The organism is Bacillus sp. CZDM1, from assembly GCF_055502545.1.
The window spans coordinates 1-1,475 of the sequence record NZ_JBUESO010000038.1; the positions used below are offsets into that span (position 1 = coordinate 1).

Consider the following 1,475-nt stretch of genomic DNA (forward strand, 5'->3'; position numbering starts at 1 on the left):
TGATGTGACCCCCGAAAGTTAGAGTTTTATTTTAAGCAGCTAATTGGTTGGTATGGTTACGGTATTGAACCGGGCTCATGCCTGCCAATTTTTGCTTTATGCGCTCGTTATTATAATAATAGATATACTCTTCAATTCGCTTTTTTAATTCCTCAAAAGAGCACCTTGGTTCCCCATGATACATTTCTTGTTTTAGTAACCCGAAAAAGTTCTCCATGGGAGAATTATCTAGACAGTTTCCTTTACGTGACATACTCTGGAATACCTTATTTTTCTTGAGCGTTTTCACCCATTTATTATGTTGATAGTGCCACCCTTGATCAGAATGTATAGTTGTTCTATACTTTGAATCTCTTACTATTTCTAATGCTTCCTCAAGGGGAGTGAGAGCTAGTTCTAAGGTTGGACGCTTCCCTATCCCGAACGATAGAATTTCTCCATTAAACATATCCAAAATTGGATTTAGATACAGTTTTACTCCATCTGAACACTTGAACTCAGTAATATCTGTGGTTAATTTTTGATGACACACATTTGTTTTAAAACGGCGATTGATAAGGTTCTTGGCAACAGTTCCAATTGTACCCTTATAAGAACTGAACTTGCGTGATTTTAATCTGAATTTATCACCTTTGAGTCCGAGTTTTTTCATGATGCGTTGCACCTTCTTATGATTCACTTCAACCCCACGGTTTTGCAATTCTAGTTGAATACGACGATAACCATAATTTCCGTTATGTTTTTGGAAAATGGATTGAATAAGTTTCTCCAGATCCTGGTCCGGATTCTCCTTATTCATTATTTTTATATGATAATGATAGGAGGATTCGGGAATGCCGACTATTTCTAAAACATCTTTTAGTTTGAAGGTTTCTTTGAGTTCGAATGATAACGCTGCTTGTGCTTTTCGAGATAGCCCTTCGGATCCATCTGAAAAGCTCGCAACTTTTTTAGGTATTCTACCTCTAAACGTAAAAGTTCGTTTTCTCTTTCTAACTTTTGTTCATATGACATTTCGCTCTTTTTTGTTTGTTTGTCTTTTTTGTTCTTAGCTGTATCTGACATGGATGGCCGTCCTTTCGGTCTTTTCAGGCCTTCAGTCCCATCCCCTAAGAATGCTTTTTTCCATAAGGATATAATAGTTGGGTTGGTTATCCCAAAGTGAAGGGCTGCTTCCGTTTCGGAAGAACCTGTTCTTTTTATAAAGCTTAATACATCCAGCTTTAATTGAACAGAATAACTTTGTTTAGGCTTATTATCCGACAATCCTTTTTGTCCAAACCTCTCGTAAATTTTCACCCATCTTTCAATAGCTGATTTACTCTTAATCTCATGTTTTTTGGCAAGGGCTCTATAACCGAGTTTTCCTTCCAGATACTCTCTTACCACCAAAAGTTTAAGTTTTTCACCATATTTTCCCATAAATAAACACCCCAAAAGTCAGATTTTCACTCTAACTTTCGGGGTGCAGTACA

At 36.8% G+C, this 1,475-nt stretch carries 2 protein-coding genes; both read right to left on the bottom strand.

Going from position 1 to position 1,475, the window contains the following annotated elements; translation table 11 throughout:
• Positions 1-31: 31 nt before the first annotated feature.
• Positions 32-958, bottom strand: coding sequence for an IS3 family transposase (locus tag ACY3XC_RS28650; protein ID WP_464871569.1), 927 nt, complete (start codon positions 956-958; stop codon positions 32-34).
• On the bottom strand, positions 859-1,422 hold the full coding sequence (locus tag ACY3XC_RS28655) for a helix-turn-helix domain-containing protein (RefSeq protein ID WP_464871568.1): 564 nt from the start codon (positions 1,420-1,422) through the stop codon (positions 859-861). Before ACY3XC_RS28655 ends, ACY3XC_RS28650 begins: the two co-directional genes overlap by 100 nt.
• Positions 1,423-1,475: the final 53 nt, after the last annotated feature.